Here is a 17,340-nt window from a genome sequence, read left to right as displayed (position 1 = left end):
TGCTGTTGCCGGTTTCCCGACAACAACAGGGATCACACTATCGTGCGCTCTCAGGCATCGTAATCAGACCCACCGATCGTGATGCCCATCAGCACTATTGGGATGCGGGCAGCGGAATCGACATGGCAATACCGTCGAGGATGTCGTGCTCGCTGACGACCAACTCGGTAATTCCCGCTTTGTCCTCGAATGCCCGCGCGAGGATGGTGGTGACGATCGCTCCCCCGCCGATCACGTCGACGCGTCCGGGATGCATGGGCCCGAATTTCGCTCGTTCGGCGCGCGGCATCGCGGTGAGGCGCTCGCACACGTCGATCAACTGGCCGAACGAGATTCGGGACAGGTGCACCTTGTCTGCGTCGTAGTCCGGCAGATCCTGCGCGATTGCCGAGAGCGTCGTCATGGTTCCCGCGACACCCACAAAAGTCCGAGCCTTCTCGATGGGAACAACCGCAAATGCTTCCGCAAGCTTCGCGGACGCGAATTCTGTTGCATCGGAGACCTGTTCAGTGGTCGGAGGATCGGAATGCAGGCACCGCTCGGTCACCCGCACACAGCCGATATCGGTGGAATACGCAGCCTGAACACCAGCAGAGTCGCCGAGAACCAACTCGGTGGAACCGCCGCCGAGATCGACCACAACAAAGGGGCCTTCGGACGGATCAAGCTCTCCCACAGCACCACTGAACGAGAGTCGCGCTTCCTCGTCGCCGGAGATCACCTCGGCTCCCGCACCGGGAATCACGCCGCCCAGAACTTCCTGCGTCATCGCGAAGAAGTCGTCGCGGTTGGCAGCATCGCGCGTCGCAGATGTGGCAACCATCCGAACGGCGCTTGCTCCGGCTTCCGCGATCATGCCCGCGTACTCGACCAATGCGACACGGGTGCGTTCGATGGCTTCGGGAGCCAAAGTTCCTGTTGCGTCAACACCTTGACCGAGACGGACAACCCGCATTTCGCGGCGGACGTCAACCAATCGCCCGTCTGCACCGACGTCCGCGATCAGTAGGCGGATCGAATTGGTGCCGCAATCGACTGCGGCAACGCGACCCTTCACTTCTCGGGATCTACCGCGTCGTCGATGCCCGGCCAATCAGCGGGGATGGCGGTGCCGCGCAGCTTGCCCTTCCCTGCCAGAGCCACCGACTCGTCACCGAGCGGGTTGACGCCAGGCCCCTTGGCCAGTGAATGCGCCATCAGAACGTGCAGGCACTTGACGCGATCCGGCATCCCGCCACCGGCGAAGTCGGTACCGAGGGATTCGATGGCGTCGCGCTCGGCAAGATACGACTCGTAGGCGCGGCGGTACGCGGCAGCCAACTCGGGATCCTGCGTCAGGCGCTCGGTCATCTCACGCATCACACCGGCAGATTCCTGACGGCTGGCCTCTGCGGTCAGCCTGGGGTCTGTCAAGTAGTAGAGCGTCGGAAAAGGTGTGCCGTCAGGAAGTTTGGGAGCTGTCTTGACCACGCCTGGTGTGCCGTCGGGACTGCGGTATGCAATCTCGAGCACTCCGCGCGGCTCACGGCCCAACTGAGCTGCGACGGCGTCAAGATCTGCCTGCGCGACGTGAGGGGAATTTTCGGACGGATTGCTCACCCGGTGGGTACTCCTTGTTCTTCTGACTGCTCTGTCGGCATCACCGGCATCGGCGCCGGCGTTGCCTTCGTCTCGGGAACCACTGGTGGCTCCGAAATCGTTTGCCACAGATCGCGATACCACGGACCTGTCAGCGGGGCTTCTTCAACTTGCTTCTTCTCGGGTTCTTGATAGTCACCGGGAAGTTGTACCTGGAACGGCGTCTCGCCAGGCTTGACGTACCGAAGGCGTTCCCGCGCAAGCGCTTCGACATATGCGGGATCATCGAAACGCGCATTCTGCTGCCGGAGCGCGTCAACTTCCTCCTGGAGTACCCGTCGTTCGGCAGCGATCTGAGCGGCATCGGAACGCTGAGAAATGTACGTGCGCAACGGCACCGCCAACGTCAACGCGAGCATCAGAACAACCATCGCGAGAATGACAGCCCGGCTGGTCGAGAGCCCGAAGACTGTGTTGTCGGAACTGGGCAGTCTCGACCAGAACTTACGCGTCGAGGCCGACGTTGCCTTTGCCCCGGTCGACGCTGCTTCCGCCGACTCGGCTTCCGTGCCGCGTGCCCGGCGGGTGCTGCCGGGTTTGGTGCGACGAGCAGTGTCCGCGCGCCCGGAACCACGACCCCCCGGACTTCCGCCGGGGGATCGTGGTTTACCGCGTTGTGCAGACACTGCTGATACCTAAATGTGTTGCTCAGGCCTCGAATGCGAAGCGCGGGAATGCAACCTCGCCGGCGTAACGAGCGGCATCACCGAGGTTCTCCTCGATGCGCAGCAACTGGTTGTACTTGGCGACGCGCTCGCTACGAGCCGGCGCACCCGTCTTGATCTGGCCGCTGCCGACGGCAACTGCGAGGTCCGCGATGGTGGTGTCCTCGGTCTCGCCGGACCGGTGGCTCATCATCGTCTTGTAGCCGTTGCGGTGAGCGAGGTCGACTGCGTCGAGGGTCTCGGTCAGGGTGCCGATCTGGTTGACCTTGACCAGCAGTGCGTTTGCCGCGCCCTTGACGATGCCCTCTTCGAGGCGCTCGGGGTTGGTGACGAACAGGTCGTCGCCGACGAGCTGAACCTTGTTGCCGATCTGGTCGGTGAGTGCAACCCAGCCGTCCCAGTCGTCTTCGTCGAGCGGATCCTCGATGGAGACGAGCGGGTAAGCGTCGATGAGCTCGGCGTAGAACGCTGCCATCTCGGCTGCCGTGCGATTCTTGCCCTCGAACTTGTAGCCGGTGCCGTCGGTGTAGAACTCGGTGGCCGCAACGTCGAGCGCGAGCGCGACATCGGTACCCAGCTTGAGGCCGGTCTTGTTCACGGCGATCGTGATGAGGTCGAGAGCTTCCTTGGTGCCGGCAACGTCAGGCGCGAAGCCGCCTTCGTCTCCGAGGCCCGTGGACAGACCCTTTTCCTTCAGGACGGACTTGAGGGAGTGGTAAACCTCGGCACCCCAGCGCAGGGATTCCTTGAAGCTCGGTGCACCGATCGGAGCAACCATGAACTCCTGGACGTCGACGCCGGTGTCGGCGTGAGCGCCACCGTTGAGGATGTTCATCATCGGGACGGGCAGGACGTGGGCGTTGGGGCCACCGACGTAGCGGAACAGCTCGAGGCCCGAGGACTCCGCTGCGGCGCGGGCAACTGCCAGCGAAGCGCCGAGGAGTGCGTTGGCGCCGAGGCGAGACTTGTCCGGGGTGCCGTCTGCGTCGAGCAGCGCCTGGTCGACGGTGCGCTGTTCGGTGGCGTCGATGCCGATGATTGCGGGCGCGATCTCGCCGAGAACTGCCTCGACTGCCTTCTCGACACCCTTTCCGCCGTAGCGAGCGCCACCATCGCGCAACTCGACGGCTTCGTGCTCACCGGTGGATGCGCCGGAGGGCACTGCGGCCCGGGCGAAACTTCCGTCGTCGAGCAAAACCTCAACTTCAACCGTGGGGTTGCCACGGGAATCAAGGATCTCGCGAGCTCCGACCTGCTCAATACTGGCCACTGTGTGGTTCTCCTTCGATGGGCTTCGCATTGGGGCGCACTCCGCGTGCGTGGACATTGGGACACACACTGCGTGCATGGGCATTGGACCACGATCGTGCCGGGGCCCCCGTAGTGCCAGCACACAGCCTAACCGCAGCGCGCGAAGGCTTCTTTATCGACGCGCACACACCGGCCTGAACTGCGGTCATGAGCACTCATGCCGGCCGCGTTCCCACCGAGTATGCCGAAGCCCGATCACGCACGAGCGCGAGGTAGTCCCCGGAGAGGTTGTACGCCATCAGAGCCTGCTGCCACCCTGCGGCTGTGGTCAGGTCTCCCCCGCGGGCACACAGATACCGCGCCGCGGTGAGGGCGGCGTCATCGATATTGTCGGGATCGATACGACCGTCACCGTTGGCGTCGACGCCCCACTTCAACCAGGTTTCCGGGATGAACTGCATCGGTCCCATCGCGCGATCGTGGACAGAATCTCCGTCCATGGTGCCGCCGTCGGTGTCGGGAATCTCGGCTACGCCCGGCCCGCCGTCGAGTGGTATGCCGCGAATGATCGGACTGACTTGACCCACGGCGTCTACCGCTGAGCCGTCGTACGTTCCGTGACGGCTTTCGACGCTCCCGATCCCGGCGAGTGTCGTCCACCCGATCCCGCAACCGGGCAACGTCTCAGCCATCACGGCGGCGGCGTACCCGTAGGCCGTGAGCGCAGTCGTACCGATTCCGACGTCACTGCTCAGTCCGGCGGCCCAATCACCGAGTTGATCTGCGCTGCGGCCGGGTGCATTGATGTCGATCGGCGGTGTCGGCAAGCCAACGCCCGGCGGGATTCCTTCGGGAATCGCGATCTTCGGTTCATCGGATCCACACGCTGCAATACCCACTCCGGCAAGCACCGTTCCGGCAGCTATCGCGGCGACGACGCGCACGACGCGTCGGGGTCTCGAGGTCTTGGCAGTGGTTCGGTACACCCCTCCATCATCCACACGAGTCGACTGAACACCCGAATTTGATAGTAAAGAGAATCAAAAGGCCTGGTCAGGGTGTGGATAGCAGCCGCAAGGTGGAGTATCTTCATCGGAGTTAAGGCTGTCCTACTTTTGGCCGATTCCGTGAAGCTGCCGAGCTTCCTCCAGTTAAGGAGCATCCGTGCCCGTGTCGGTACTCGCAGCGTCGAGCAGTCCGTCAGTTGCCACGCAGCTATTCGGCAGTGGCCTGATCGGTCTCCGCGAAGGCCTCGAAGCCGGCATCGTTGTCATGATCCTGGCCGCGTACCTCGTCAAGGCACAGCGGCGGGACGCACTGAAGTGGGTGTGGCTCGGCGTTTTTGCCGCCGTGGCGATGGTCGCGATCATTTTCCTTGTCATCCACTACGGCACATCCACCGTCGACGGCCTTACCGCGGAAGTCATCGCCGGAATTGCGTCACTGATCGCCGTGGTGATCGTGACTGCGATGGTGTTGTGGATGCGAACCGCGGCCAAGACCATCTCCGGCGACCTCAAGGCCGGAATGGAAAAGGCCCTCGTCGCCGGACCGATCGCAATCCTGACGCTCGCATTCTTTGCTGTCGGCCGCGAAGGCGTCGAGACGGCACTGCTGATGGTCGGGTACGCCGAGAACACGGCAGGCAGTTCCTGGCCACTCATCGGATTGCTGCTCGGCATTCTCCTGGCCGCCATCCTGACCGTCGCCATGTACTTCGGGGCGCTACGTCTGAATCTCACGACGTTCTTCCGCTACACCGCGATCTTCCTCATCGTCGTGGCCGCCGGAATCCTCTCGTACGGCATCCGCGCCCTGCAGATCGGGAACGTCCTGCCAGGAGCCGAAAACATCGCCTTCAACCTCACCCCGGGCTACGACCCGTCCACGTGGTACGGCACTGTCCTGGCCGGCATCTTCAACTTCCGCCCTGACCCGACGGTTCTGCAAGCGACCGCGTGGGTCGTGTATCTCGTCGTCGTGCTGGCGCTCTTCCTGCGTCCGCAATCGTCACCGGCACCTGCCATCGCTGCATCGCCGACCACTTCGTCCGAACCGACAGAATCCTGAAAGGCACTTCCAACGATGCGCAAATCCACTCTCGTGCTCGCGACAGCCGCGGTACTCCCCTTCTCACTTGCCGCGTGCACCGAGAAGTCGACGGCAAGCGACGGCGACGTCATCGTCACTGCCACCGATGATTCGTGCGACGTCAGTGCCACCACGGGTACGACGGGCAAGTCGACGTTCCAGGTCACCAACAACGGCACGAAGGTCACCGAGTTCTACGTCTTCGCCGAGGGTGACCGCGCGATGGGCGAGGTCGAGAACATCGGGCCCGGTCTGACGCGTCAGCTCATCGTCTCACTCCCCGAGGCAGCGACGTATCAGCTTGCGTGCAAGCCCGGAATGGTCGGAACCGGTATCCGACAGGACTTTGTCGTCACCGGCGATTCGCAGGCAGCCACCGACGAGAGTGGCCAGCTCGCAGAAGCAGCAGACGGGTACCGCCGATACATCCGCAGCCAGATCGTGGCACTACAGGACACCGCCGCTCAGTTCGTCGCAGCCGTTCAGTCGGGCGACATCGAGCAGGCAAAGGCGCTGTTCCCGATCACTCGCACGTACTACGAACGCATCGAGCCCGAGGCCGAGAGCTTCGGTGAGCTCGATCCCAAGCTCGACTTGCGTGAGGCAGACCTGGAGCCCGGCCAGGTCTGGACCGGCTTCCACCGCCTCGAGAAAGATCTGTGGGTCACCGGTCTGCAGCCCGACACCAATGCCGTCGCAGATCAGCTGCTCGTCGATATCCAGTATCTGGCTGATCAGGTAAACGCCGAAGACTACTCGGTCGATCCCACCAAGATCGCCGGCGATGCACAGGGACTGCTCGACGAGATCTCGACATCCAAGATCACCGGCGAAGAAGACATCTTCTCGCACACCGACCTGTGGGACTTCCAGGCCAACGTCGACGGCTCCCAGGCTGCGATCGCCGCACTGAACCCGATTCTGCAGGAACGCAATCCCGAACTTGCCCAGCGCATCTCGGATCGATTTGCCGACCTCGACGCAGCGCTCGCGCAGTTCCGGGTCGGCGACGGATTTGTCTTCTACGACACCGTCACCGAAGCTCAGCGCCAGGAACTTTCACGTAAGATCGACGCTCTGTCCGCAGAGGTCAGCCAGGTTCAGGAAGTAGTTGCGGGGCAGTAATGACTGATACACCAGAGGGCACACCTAGCCCGGAAAATCCGACACCGCAAGGACTCTCACGGCGCAAACTGTTCGGCGCCGTGGGAGCCGGTGTTGCCCTCGCTGGTGCCGGTGCTGTTGTCGGACGGGTCACCGCTGACAACAGTTCCAGCACCGACAACTCCGACGTGGTGGCTTTTCGTGGTGACCATCAGGCCGGCATCACAACGCCCGCCCAGGATCGTATGCACTTCGTCGCGTTCGACGTGACGACGACGTCCCGCGACGAACTGATCGCTTTGTTGCAGACCTGGACCACTATGGCCGAGCGAATGACAAAGGGTGAGGAAGCAACCGAGGACGGTGCAACCGGTGACGGCCCGTATGCACCGCCGAGCGATACCGGCGAGGCACTCGACCTTGTTGCCTCACAACTGACTCTCACTATCGGTTTCGGACCGTCACTGTTCGACGACCGTTTCGGACTGGCTGACAAGAAGCCTGCTGCGCTACTGGACCTTCCGCATTTCCGGGCCGACAACCTCGATCCGGCGCGCAGTGGCGGCGACATCGCAATCCAGGCGTGCGCCAACGATCCCCAGGTCGCGGTTCATGCCATCCGCAACCTCGCGCGCGTGGCCTTCGGAACGGCGTCGGTCAAATGGTCGCAACTAGGATTCGGACGAACATCCTCGACGTCCACGACACAACAAACTCCGCGAAACCTGTTCGGGTTCAAGGACGGAACCGCCAACATCAAGGCGGAGGATCCAGCGCTACTGAGCGAACACGTCTGGGTCGACGGCGCCGACGATCAGGAATGGATGGCGGGGGGATCATTTCTGGTCGCCCGCCGCATCCGGATGCTGATCGAGCAATGGGATCGCACAGTCCTCAAGGAACAGGAAGCCGTCATCGGCAGGTCGAAGCGCAGTGGCGCTCCGCTCGGCGGAAAGGACGAGTTCGACGAACTCGATCTGGACTCGAAGGAAGGCCACGACTTCGTCATACCCGAAGACGCACATGTCCGTCTGGCGTCTTCCGAAGAACTGGGCGGAATCCAAATCCTGCGGCGCGGATACAACTTCACCGATGGTTCCGACGGGCTCGGTCACCTCGACGCCGGCTTGTTCTTTGTTGCGTACTGCCGGAACCCTGTCGAGCAGTTTGTTCCGATGCAGCAAAACCTCTCCCGGCACGACGCGCTGAACGAATACATCCAGCACGTCGGTTCTGCCGTCTTCGCCTGCCCCGGCGGGCTTTCAGGTGAAAGTTATTGGGGATCTAAACTTTTCACATAGGCGGCCGATTCGACGCCCGTCCACATCGCTATCTCCTCATGGAAGCGCCGCACCGAGTACTTGCCATACGTGTTCGACCTGACAATACTCACGCGGTCGATCTCCTGAATGCACTCTGCAATCGACTCCCACCGGTCATCGTGAAAATGCAGCCCGTCGACGCCATGCGTCACAGTCTCCGCAGCACCTCCCATGCTGTTCGTAATCAGTCGGGCGCCGGCTGCCATGGCCTCCACCGGCATGATCCCGAAGTCCTCGATAGGCGGAAACACGTACGCAAGCGCGCGCTGGTACAAAGCGAACAGCAAAGCGTCCGACGGTCGATGAATAATCCGCACCGGCACCGAGGCTTCGGAAGCCATTGAACGAAGTCGCTCCTCCTCCGGCCCCGACCCGGCAATAACAGCCGCAACGCCGGCTTTCTCTGCGGCACGGATCACCCAGTCAAGCCGCTTGTACGGAATGAATCTAGATGCACCCAAAACGAACACAGGGGGCATGCTGAAAAGTAACTGAAGTTCTTCCGGTGACAATTTCAACCTCCAGTCGTCAACAGCGACAATTCGATCGACATCAACCGGCGGATGAATAACCTTGGAACTCACACCCCAAGCGCGTTCTATTCGTTTGCTGACAAACTCACTGTTGGCCGCAAAAGACGCGCCTTCGGAGGCGCGCTTACGATCAATTCGCCGCAGCATCGGCGACGCCATCCGCGCCGAGAGTGAATTACCACGCTCGTCGAGTTCCGGATTCCACACATAACGGGCAGGCGTGTGAACATAAACGAATTTACGTAATTCCGGGGACGCTCCGGCGAATGTTGCGTGGTGAGCAAATAGATGAGAACTGATCAAAGCGAAATCGTAGTCACGATTTTCGAGACCACGCCACGTGAACGGCATCGCCGGAAGTGCCATCGCTTTCCTACCGCGTAGAGGCGTTCCAGCCAACACGCTCTCGCGGACATTTGTCGCCGGATATCGATCCGGAGCGTCGTTCCAGAGACAGTAGACATCCGCATCCGGATAGCAATTGACAAACTCGTCGAGAACCTTCTCCGCTCCCCCAGAACGTTCGATCCATTCATGGACCAGAACACCAGCCATTTCGGACTCCAGTACGCGTCAATTGTACGATTTGATACTTTGCGCCCGTAAAAGCGCGATCAAACAAACCGATGGTATGTTTACTAGCAACATACAGGCAACCTCAATCGACGGCCGCCCTCCTCACGGTGAGGTCGGCAACAGCACGTCAATATTCAAATTCGGCAGCCAACAACACGGAGTGATCACCATCGAGACTCAATTGGCCACATGGTTCGGCCCGGCGGAGGCACCACTGCTCGGATTCGTCCATGTTCCGACATCGGGTATTGCGCGCGAAGCAGTCGTGCTGTGTTCACCCATCGGCAAGGAGCACATCGATACCTACCGCGGAATGCGACTTCTGGCAGACGAACTGGCTGCCCGAGGAATAGTCGCGTTTCGCTTCGACTACGAGGGTGTCGGTGATTCGTCGGGCAATGAGGATGCACCCGACGCGATGGATCGATGGCGCAGCAGCATCGTCAGCGCAGTTGACTTCGTACGTCAGTGCGGTGCTCAATCCGTCAGCATCGTCGGTTTACGACTCGGCGCACTATTGGCCGCTTCAGCTCTCGAAGGCTGCGGGACAATCAATTCGGTGGTCCTATGGGATCCGGTTGTCAACGGACGCAGCTTCATCCGGGAGCAACGAGCGTTCTACTCCATCAGCGTCGGAGAAGACGACCCCACCGACCCGCGCGTATCGATCATGGGTGGCGCACTGGCACCAGAATGCGCCGACGGACTCACCCAGACCCAATTGAAATACCCATTCCCGGGAAACCCGCAGACCCTCCTTGCCGTCCGGTCCTCGATGAAGGGCAGCGGCGCGATCACCCGCTTGACCTCCGAACTACAGCCCGATGTGCTGACACTGGAGAATCACGAGGCATTCACTTCGCCGCCAAGCTTCTACGTCGATATCCCATACCGCCACATCGACGAGATCGCCGGATGGATCGACCGTCATGCACCGGCAACGACGCATACCGTCAGCCCCACAATCGAACTCACTGCGCGAGTAGCGGTGACGCCGACGGGTGACGACGTCTACGAGTCGCTCGAACGAGTCGGCGCGGATCAACTGTTCGCAATCCGGACCCATCCCGCAACCTCGGTCGCGCATACCTCCGTCGACGCCTCGGCTGCCTCTTTCGGAAAACCCGAGCGCGGCATGGTTTTCTTCACAACTGCGATCGAGCACCGCATCGGACCCGGCCGATCTTGGGTACACATTGCACGCGATGCCGCCGAGCACTCCGTTACCAGCTTACGGTTCGACCGACGTGGAGTCGGCGACACCGGACATATCGATGCAAACAATCCAACGTCTGTGTATTCAAGGACCGCAGACGAAGACGCGCTGACAGCTGTCGCCGCGCTCGGCGCTGCACCTGAAAACGTCATACTCGCGGGATTGTGCTCGGGTGGATGGACGGCGGCGTCGGTGGCCCTGACGCTTGGTGCTCGGTCGACAATTCTTGTGAATACCATCTTGTGGTCGACGCGCAGGAAGCGGTCACTCACCGATGCGGTACTGCCCGAATCTCCGAAGATCACTTCGGGCACCGACACCACCAAACCTCCCTTACGTGCGGTGATCAAGGCACAGCTTCAATCACGTCTTCCGTATTTCGCATGGAAGCTGCTGGGGCACAGGGGTATAACTCAAGTTCCCGAAGTCTTGCTGGACGCATTGCACAGTCGTGGCGTCCCGACGAAAGTAATTCTCTCACCTGCTGACGCCGAGTGGTTCCGTCAGCAGCGAGGAGACGAGGGCATTGCGCGAATGACTCGACGTGGGTATGCGTTCGACGCTGTCATGGCAGAGGTCGGCGATCACCCGTCGTACCATCGTGACCTTCGCAGCATCATTCGCAGAGAATCGATGTCGGTGGTGGCAAAGCAATTCGGCAGCGCCGCACTACAACCGAGCTACAGCCCTCCACCGAAGCGGTCAACCGTGTGAACCCTGTGATCATGGCGTTCGGCGTGGTGGCGGCAGCCCCGGTGGCGCTTGCCCTCTATCGTCGGCCGCAGCGTGGACTGCTCGTCCTCGCACTTTTTGCGCCCCTTCACGGGCTACTGGCGATCATCCCGAGTGGGCAATCGTTGGCAGGTTGGAAGGAAGGGCTCATTTTGCTCACGCTGCTGAGCACTTTTGTGAGTCCGAATCGTCACCGTGTCGTGCACCCGTCGATGCCGTGGTGGCCAGCCGCCCTTGCCTGGGTTGTACTCGGGTCGGCGTCTGCCCTCATCCTGTCCGGAATCGGCGGGGTGGGTTCGATCAAGATCACGTACTTTTACGCTCTGATCCCGGTAATCCTCTGGAGAGCGCCCTTCACCCGATCGGACCGAGACCATCTCGTCACGATTCTGATGGGGATGGGCATTCTCACCTCGGTGATCGGCCTGCTCCAGCAACTCGTCGGGCCGGAGTATCTGGTCGAACTCGGCTACAGCTACACCGAACAAATCAGAATTACCGGTTCTCTGCTGCGCAGTTTCAGCACGTTCACCGGACCATTCGCGTTTGCGCTGTTCGTCAGCCTCAGCCTGATTGTCGGTATTTCTGTCAGCCTTGCTGATCCGAAGCGCTTGCGGAACATCATCTTTCTCGCCTCAACTCCGATCATGATTGCCGGGATGGGCGTTTCGATCGTGCGCGCCAGCTACATCGCTTTTGCTGTGGGTCTCTTCTGCTTGGCGATCTACCGCTACCGCTCATTACTAGTCGTCTTCGCCGGCGTTGCCGTGGCAGTTCCGGTTGCGCTATTGCTCGCGCCGTCGTCGATCGTCGCTCCGTTGTTCTCGTCGTACAGCCTCTCGGAACGTGGCAATGGATGGTCGTCCACGATCAGTTCGCTCTACGTCCATCCGCTCGGACAGGGACTTGGCGCCACCGGATCTGCCGCGGCGAAAGCCGCTGAAACAGCTCACCCGATGCTGGACACGCTGACTATCAAGGCAGCCACCACGCTGGGATTGATTCCGTATCAACCCGACAACTACTACATGAAAGTTGCGGTCGAACTCGGCCCGATCGGGGTGTGGATATTTGTCCTACTCCTGATCTCGGCGACGGTCACCGCGCTCCGAAGTTCTCGGGTACTTCGGGGCCAGGACAGCGCGTTCGCCTTGGGTGTCAGTGCTTCCGTCATCGCCGCGGCCTGTGCATCGGTGTTTGCCACTTACTTCGAGATTTTCCCTCTCGACCTCTATTTCTGGTTACTGATTGGAACTGTGGGATGCGCATTGAGTCAACACCACTCAGACGAACACATGACGTCCGTTCGGAGATCACCTTCGGAGCAATGGCCCTGCGCCCCGGCGGAGGAGGCGTACAAACCTACGCTCGTGAAATCCTGAAAGAAATCGCCCTGCAGGTCGACGGGTCGGTGAAGTTGAGCGCGGCAATCCAGAGCGACGCCGTCGCCGAAATTCCGTCGTCGCTCAGCGCGATCGAGCGACCGGTCGTCGCCGGCGCCCGTAGGGCTGCCTGGGCCATGGTTCCTATTGCCGGGTCAGCTTTGTACCACAGCCTCGACGTGGATCTACCGATCAGGCAAGCGGGCGTTACGGTCTCGACGTTTCACGACATGTCGGTATTCGATGTTCCATGGGCATTCAGCAAGTTCCGGGCGGCCGGTGAACGGCAACTACTCTCACGAGCCCTACGCAAAGCGGACGTGCTCATCGCGGTGTCCGACTTCACCGCCGAACGAATCAAATCTTTCAGTGGGCGAGCGGCGGTGGTCACCCCGTTGGCCCCCGCACCGTGGGCTGTGGTTCCCACCCCGACTGCAGTCGCAGACGTCCGCGTTCGACTGAATTTGCCCGAGAAGTTCGTGCTTCAGGTCGGAACGATCGAACCTCGTAAGGACGTCGCGCTTGTTGCCGAGGCCTGCTCAGAACTTTCCATTCCATTCGTGCTCGCGGGTTCCGGCTCGCGCGGACCTTCCGCACCCCGTTCTGCGATAGGACTCGGATACGTTGCAACAGAGGATCTTCCCGCGCTGTATTCCGCGGCCACAGTCGTTGCCTACGCCTCACACTACGAAGGTTTTGGGCTACCACCACTCGAAGCCATGGCCTGCGGCAGTGCGGTAGTCGCCAGCGCCGTCGGCGGACTTCCCGATTTTGCCGGCGAAGCCGCGATACTGGTGAAGACCCATGACAAGAACTCGTGGGTCCGTGCTCTGCGCTCAGCGATCGACGATCCAGAATGCAACTTGGCTCTACGGACCGCCGCACCCCAGGTCGCATCACGACTCACCTGGGCGCGAACTGCCGAACTCACCGTCGGCGCATACCGATCCGCTGGATTGAGTGTCTGAATTGCGCTTCATGACAAAACGCCGCGAAACGGACCGCGAGTACGTATCGCAGCGAGAATTCGCAGAACTGAAAAGAGCTGCACTCGAGACGTTCGAACAGGAACGGCGCGAACGAGAAACCAAGATCTACGAACCGTCGACGCCCGAATTGACCGCGAACGCAGCCCGCCGCAGCACCGTCATCATGCTGGGGAGCAGGGTCGCTGTAGCAACAATGGGCTGGATCGGCTCCGTCCTGATCGCTCGCGCCATAAGCCCCGAGCAATTCGGACAGTTCTCGTTGATCTTCGGTCTGCTCGGATTGTTGTCCGTCATCACCGATCTCGGAGTCGGTCGAGTCGTCCTTGCGAAACTGGTCGAAAGCAATCCTTGGGAAATATCGCTGGTCACGACAGCCTTTATTTCGCTGCGCGTCGTCCTGGGACTACTGGGGTACATCCTCGCTGTTGGCTACGTCTGGTTGTTGAGTTATCCGGCGGAAGTCGTCGAAGCGACAGCCGTTGCCGGTCTCGTCGTTGTTGTCGCGACGCCGAGTCACGCACTGTCCGTTATGTATCAAAGCCGCCTCAAGATGACATACGTGGCAGTCGCCGAAGGAGCCGGGCAACTTGCTCAACTGATCGCGACCATCGCAGCGGTTCTATGGCAACCGATCCTGATCGTCTTCGTAATTCCGGCGTTGATCAACGAAGTGGTCGCCGCCGCAATCAAGATTCGAGGTGTTCGCCAAGGAATCGCCGGTCCGCTCCCGGCGTCGCGTGCTCAATTTCGTCGATGGAAGGACATGCTGGTCGAGGCAATACCGCTGAGCATCGGATTTGCTTTCATCACACTACTTTCCCGCGTCGATGTACTCATGCTCGGACAACTCGATTCTTTCGAGTCTGTCGGGTTGTACAGCATCGGATACAAGTTCGCGGATCTCCTACAGATCGTCGCGATCACCATCGTCACGCCCGTGACGACACTCCTGGTGGCGTCGTGGCCCGACAAACTCGACGCATTCCGGGAACGAAGCCGAGAAGCGTTCATTGTCCTGACTGTCCTCGGTGGCGCATCCATTGCTGCTTTCTGGCCGGCAGCGGCAGAGGTTCTCTCACTGTTGTACGGCGAGAGATTCACCGTTGCAGGCACTTCGACACGACTGCTGGTGCTTGGCGCATGTTTCTCGATGCTGACACAACTCGGCCTGATGATGCTGGTTGCCAGTGGACGGCATCGGACGTACCCATGGGTCGCTCTCGGCGGTCTGGGCGTCAATGTCGTTCTCAACTTCGTCCTGATCCCCCGGTTGTCGTTCAACGGCGCCGCACTGGCAACGGTGCTGACCGAAATCCTTCTGTTCGTTGCGATGTGGACGGTCATTTTTCGGACACTTCCAGTGCGCAAACTGTTTCCGGCAGTCCCGTTCATCGCAACGTCCCTCGTGGGCGCATTGGCCGCGATCACGGGAACCCTCGGTGTCGAACGTTTCGGCATTCCGTGGCCGATCGTCGCCATCGTCGCACCTGTCGTTGTCATCGGGATCTTCGTAGTACTCCCGATTTCCGGCGGGAAGCCCTTGTTGTCACTCATCAAACCCGGTGGAGAAACCGCATGACTCGAACGTTGATCTTCGTCAGCCATACCGGTGAAGTATCCGGAGCCGAACTCGTCATGATCCAAGTGATGACGCTTGCACGAGACCGCGGGTCCACGGTGATATTGGCCTGCCCGAACGGCCCACTACGCGAACGCGTCACCGGTATCTGTGAAGTTGTCGAACTACCGGCCCTCGGGCTCAGGGGAGAGGGCGGCGTCCGTCGAATTCTCGGTATCGCCACAGTGGCCAAGAACTGGCGGATCGCCGGACGCGTCGTTGCCGCCCGCGCGCTGGCCGAGAACGCCAAAGTTATTGTCAACTCACTGTTTGCCTTGCCCGCAATCAGGCTCGGCCGTGTGAGGGGCGGCGCGACCTGGCTCATCCACGACACTCTGTCCAACACCAAACAGAACATCGTCGTCCGGATCGCGAGGCCATCGATCCGACGCGCGGTTGCCGTGTCCGGACCAACCGCAATACCGGTACGCGCACTCGGTATTCCCACGAGTGTCGCGAGACTCGGCGTTGCGGTTCCTGCCGAAGCCGCGAAAATTCAGTCCCCCGCCGGGCGCATCGTGGGAATCATCGGATCCATCACTCCGTGGAAGGGACATACCGTTCTGCTGGACGCCGTTGCCCGAACGCCCGATGTCCATCTCGAGATCGGCGGCGTCCCGTTTCCTGGAGACGAACCGTACGCCGAAGCACTGCAACAACGGTCTAACGAGCCGGACCTGCTGGGCCGCGTGAAATTCCTCGGATATGTCGATTCACTGTCCACTCTGAGGAATTGGGACCTCGCCATCTCGGCCAGCACGTCGCCTGAAGCCAGCCCCTTGGTGGTTCTCGAAGCGATGAGCGTCGGAATTGCAGTCATCGGAACAGATCACGGTGGAACCAGCGAGTTATTGGCGGGTGGCGCCGGTTCACTCGTCCCGGTCGACGACCCGACTCGCCTGGCCGCAGAAATCACCAGGCTTCTAGGCGATGACAATGCGCGATCGGCGTTCGCTCATGCCGGACGAGAAAAGGTTGTCGACCGGTACGACATACAAAAGAATCTTCCGGCACTACTCGAGGAACTCGTCCATGACTAAATTGATTCGACTATCAGCAGCCGCGATCGTTCTCGTGGGCATGGGCATTGTCGTGCACTCTTCAGTTCCCGCGTTAGGGCAACCATGTGCGAAGGCTCCTCCAACAGACAACACCGGCATCGCACTCGGATCCGGTTACACGTCATTGGACCAATCGGAAATGCAGCAGGTTGTCGAAGACATTCGATCATCCGGCGCGCATTGGATCAGATTCGATTTCGACTGGTCGTATATCGAATCCACTCAGGGAACCTTCGACTGGTCCGGGACCGACAGACTGGTCGACACAGCGATAGATTCAGGACTCGAGGTGCTCGGCCTGATCACCTACACGCCGGAGTGGGCACGTGATCCTTCCGTCGCCGAATCCGACAGCCATACCCGCCCCGCTGACCCGAATACTTTTGCCACCTTCGCCGGCCTCGCGGCGGAACGTTACGCGGATTCTGTGTCTTCGTGGGAAATCTGGAACGAACCTAATCTGCGGGCCTTCTACAATCCGGTGCCCGATGTGACCTCGTACGCCGAACTGCTCACGGCGGCAAGTACCTCGATCAGAGAGTCCCAACCGAACGCGACAATCGTCTCCGGCGGGCTGTCACCGGCGACGGACAACGGCACCGATATCAGCCCCACGACGTTTCTCACCGACCTGTACGAGGCCGGGGCTGGACCGCAGTTCGACGTCGTCGGGATGCACCCGTACAGTTTCCCCGCGCTCCCCTCCGATTCGCTGACACAAAGCTGGAATTCGTTTTATCGAATGAGACTTATGCGCGACACCATGATCGAGAACGGCGACACGACAAAGTCGATCTGGGCAACGGAATTCGGTTCCCCGACCGGGGACGGCCCGGACGCTGTCACCGAGGCCGTCCAAGCCGAAATTCTCCAGGACGGACTGAACGAAGCTCGCGCACTGGGATTCATCGCGAAGGTATTTGTGTACAGCCTCCAGGACCGTGGTTCCGACACAAGCGATCGCGAACAAAATTTCGGGCTTCTGGACGTGAATTCCGATCCGAAGCCTGCAATGGACGTTCTGGTAGCTGCCAACAAAACCGGAGGCTGTATCTGAAATATTTCGCCATGCTAATCTGCAGTCGGCAAAAAACGGACAATACCAACCGGCGCATTTCCATCGACTTCACAAGCAGGCACAAGTACTGAAGAAAAGACCTGC

15 protein-coding genes are annotated in these 17,340 nt (G+C 60.6%); 9 read left to right on the top strand and 6 right to left on the bottom strand.

Annotation, left to right across the window (positions count from 1 at the left end; all coding sequences use genetic code 11):
* Window positions 1-94: 94 nt before the first annotated feature.
* From C7T36_RS28680 to C7T36_RS28660, 5 genes are all read right to left on the bottom strand, one after another.
* Complete coding sequence (locus C7T36_RS28680) at window positions 95-1,057, bottom strand: Ppx/GppA phosphatase family protein (RefSeq protein WP_045069330.1); 963 nt, start codon at window positions 1,055-1,057, stop codon at window positions 95-97.
* Window positions 1,054-1,599 carry a DUF501 domain-containing protein gene (locus C7T36_RS28675; RefSeq protein WP_045069327.1) on the bottom strand — a complete coding sequence of 182 codons (546 nt, stop codon included), beginning with the start codon at window positions 1,597-1,599 and terminating at the stop codon, window positions 1,054-1,056. Before C7T36_RS28675 ends, C7T36_RS28680 begins: the two co-directional genes overlap by 4 nt.
* A complete protein-coding gene (locus tag C7T36_RS28670; protein ID WP_033234549.1) occupies window positions 1,596-2,264 on the bottom strand; it encodes a septum formation initiator family protein in 669 nt (222 codons plus the stop codon). The genes C7T36_RS28675 and C7T36_RS28670 overlap by 4 nt, the downstream gene beginning before the upstream one ends.
* Before the next feature lie 22 nt (window positions 2,265-2,286).
* Window positions 2,287-3,573 carry a phosphopyruvate hydratase gene (eno, locus tag C7T36_RS28665; RefSeq protein WP_033234550.1) on the bottom strand — a complete coding sequence of 429 codons (1,287 nt, stop codon included), beginning with the start codon at window positions 3,571-3,573 and terminating at the stop codon, window positions 2,287-2,289.
* A 196-nt stretch (window positions 3,574-3,769) separates the two neighbouring features.
* A complete protein-coding gene (locus tag C7T36_RS28660; RefSeq protein ID WP_371851326.1) occupies window positions 3,770-4,480 on the bottom strand; it encodes a lytic transglycosylase domain-containing protein in 711 nt (236 codons plus the stop codon).
* A 244-nt stretch (window positions 4,481-4,724) separates the two neighbouring features.
* On the opposite strand from C7T36_RS28660, the gene efeU reads away from it, so the two are divergent.
* The 3 genes from efeU to efeB are packed head-to-tail and all read left to right on the top strand — an operon-like array spanning window position 4,725 to window position 8,050.
* Window positions 4,725-5,624: an iron uptake transporter permease EfeU gene (gene efeU / locus C7T36_RS28655; protein WP_045069322.1), complete on the top strand. Its 900-nt coding sequence runs from the start codon at window positions 4,725-4,727 to the stop codon at window positions 5,622-5,624.
* A 15-nt stretch (window positions 5,625-5,639) separates the two neighbouring features.
* A complete protein-coding gene (gene efeO / locus C7T36_RS28650) occupies window positions 5,640-6,770 on the top strand; it encodes an iron uptake system protein EfeO (RefSeq protein WP_045069320.1) in 1,131 nt (376 codons plus the stop codon).
* A complete protein-coding gene (efeB, locus tag C7T36_RS28645) occupies window positions 6,770-8,050 on the top strand; it encodes an iron uptake transporter deferrochelatase/peroxidase subunit (protein WP_045069318.1) in 1,281 nt (426 codons plus the stop codon). The genes efeO and efeB overlap by 1 nt, the downstream gene beginning before the upstream one ends.
* Here efeB and C7T36_RS28640 read toward each other — a convergent pair.
* Window positions 8,023-9,159, bottom strand: coding sequence for a glycosyltransferase (locus tag C7T36_RS28640; RefSeq protein WP_033234555.1), 1,137 nt, complete (start codon window positions 9,157-9,159; stop codon window positions 8,023-8,025). The genes efeB and C7T36_RS28640 overlap by 28 nt on opposite strands.
* Window positions 9,160-9,340: 181 nt before the next feature.
* Here C7T36_RS28640 and C7T36_RS28635 point away from each other — a divergent pair, with 181 nt between their 5' ends.
* Genes C7T36_RS28635 through C7T36_RS28610 form a run of 6 tightly spaced genes read left to right on the top strand, consistent with a single transcriptional unit; the run spans window position 9,341 to window position 17,235 of the window.
* Window positions 9,341-11,110 (top strand): alpha/beta hydrolase family protein, encoded by a 1,770-nt coding sequence (locus tag C7T36_RS28635; RefSeq protein WP_162487761.1) that lies wholly within the window; start codon window positions 9,341-9,343, stop codon window positions 11,108-11,110.
* Window positions 11,111-11,121: 11 nt separating this feature from the next.
* Complete coding sequence (locus tag C7T36_RS30690) at window positions 11,122-12,510, top strand: O-antigen ligase (protein WP_045069855.1); 1,389 nt, start codon at window positions 11,122-11,124, stop codon at window positions 12,508-12,510.
* The gene (locus tag C7T36_RS28625) at window positions 12,456-13,478 is read left to right on the top strand and encodes a glycosyltransferase family 1 protein (RefSeq protein WP_239654781.1); all 1,023 of its coding nucleotides are present in this window, start codon (window positions 12,456-12,458) and stop codon (window positions 13,476-13,478) included. Before C7T36_RS30690 ends, C7T36_RS28625 begins: the two co-directional genes overlap by 55 nt.
* A 10-nt stretch (window positions 13,479-13,488) precedes the next feature.
* A complete protein-coding gene (locus C7T36_RS28620) occupies window positions 13,489-15,078 on the top strand; it encodes a flippase (RefSeq protein WP_084702981.1) in 1,590 nt (529 codons plus the stop codon).
* Window positions 15,075-16,157: a glycosyltransferase family 4 protein gene (locus C7T36_RS28615; RefSeq protein ID WP_045069317.1), complete on the top strand. Its 1,083-nt coding sequence runs from the start codon at window positions 15,075-15,077 to the stop codon at window positions 16,155-16,157. The genes C7T36_RS28620 and C7T36_RS28615 overlap by 4 nt, the downstream gene beginning before the upstream one ends.
* A complete protein-coding gene (locus C7T36_RS28610; protein WP_045069316.1) occupies window positions 16,150-17,235 on the top strand; it encodes a cellulase family glycosylhydrolase in 1,086 nt (361 codons plus the stop codon). Before C7T36_RS28615 ends, C7T36_RS28610 begins: the two co-directional genes overlap by 8 nt.
* The last annotated feature ends 105 nt before the right edge of the window (window positions 17,236-17,340 follow it).

The sequence above is a fragment of the Rhodococcus sp. AD45-ID genome (assembly GCF_003023755.1).
Classification (GTDB): domain Bacteria; phylum Actinomycetota; class Actinomycetes; order Mycobacteriales; family Mycobacteriaceae; genus Rhodococcus_F; species Rhodococcus_F globerula.
The sequence above is the reverse complement of the archived record's forward strand: the minus strand, read 5'-3'. Positions and strand labels throughout refer to the sequence as shown.